1 protein-coding gene is annotated in these 1,293 nt (G+C 70.0%); it reads right to left on the reverse strand.

Annotated elements, in window-relative coordinates:
* A partial coding sequence (locus tag ACNI3K_RS13065; RefSeq protein ID WP_419392336.1) for a fibronectin type III domain-containing protein occupies positions 1 to 1,293 on the reverse strand: 1,293 nt, incomplete at both ends.

Raw genomic sequence — 1,293 nt, forward strand, 5'->3', positions numbered from 1 at the left:
AACTCCGGGGCAGTGACCGTGGCGAGCGGAGCATCCGTGGCCGGGTCGATCGTTCCCGCGCTGGTGGCGCGATAGACCCGATATCCCGCCAGGTCGGGTTCGCTCTGGTCGTCCCACGCGAGAGTCACGGAGCCGTCCGCGGCGGTGGCGTCGAGGCCGGTGGGCGCGGCCGGCGGGGTCGTGTCGGGCTCCGGTGGCTCTGGCGCTGTCGGCGTGGCGGCAACCTCGGTCGAGAGGTCGGACTGGTTGCCCGCGTCGTCGACAGCCGTGACGGCGTAGAAGTATTCGGTGCCGTTCTCGACCATGCCGTCGACGTGCGCAGCCGAATCGACCGTGGCGAGCGGGGTGTCGGTCGCCGGGTCGATCATTCCCGCGCTGGTGGCGCGATAGACCCGGAATCCCGCGAGGTCGGGTTCGCTCTGGCCGTCCCACGCGAGAGTCACCGTGCCGTCCGCGGCCGTAGCGGCCAGGCCGGTCGGCGCGGCAGGCGGGGTCGCATCGGGCTCTGGTGCCGGATCTGCTTCGGGTGCCGCGGAGACCTCCGGCGAGGCGGGGGACTCGTTGTCGGCGTCGTCGATGGCGGTGATGGCGTAGAAGTACTCGGTGCCGTTCTCGACGGTGGCGTCGACGAACCCGGCCGCCTCGACGGTGGCGATGGGGGTGTCGGTCGCCACGTCGATGGTGCCTGCGGTCTCGGTGCGATAGACCCGGTATCCGGCAAGATCGGGTTCGCTCTGGCCGTCCCATGCAAGGGTCACCGTTCCGTCCGCGGCGGTGGCGTCGAGGCCGGTGGGCGCGGCTGGCGCGGTGGTGTCCGGCTCTGGGGCCTCTGGAGCTGTCGGCGTGGCGGAAACCTCGGTCGAGAGGGCCGACTCGTTGCTTGCATCGTCGATGGCGGTGACTGCGTAGAAGTACTCGGTGCCGTTGTCGACGGTGGCGTCGATGTAGGCGGCGGAGTCGACGGTGGCGAGCGGGGTATCGGTTGCCACATCGATCGTGCCTGCGGTCTCGGAGCGGTAGACCCGGTATCCCGCAAGGTCGCCGTTGACGTCGGTGGAGGCGGTCCACGACAGCGAGACCTCGGCGTCGCCCGCAACCGCGTCCAGGTCTCCCGGGGCCGAGGGGGCAGCATCCTCGACTGTGCCCGAGAGGTACTTCTGGTCGAGGTACGACGACACCTCTTCGTGCTCGGCGATGCCGAGTGCCCGGTCGTAGACCAGCACGGCGGCGATGTCCATGTCGACGAATGGGGTGCCGTCGATCTCTGCGCCGATGATGATTCGGTCGCTGGCG

Origin of the sequence: Demequina ureilytica (assembly GCF_048553575.1) — a bacterium.
Classification (GTDB): Bacteria; Actinomycetota; Actinomycetes; order Actinomycetales; family Demequinaceae; genus Demequina.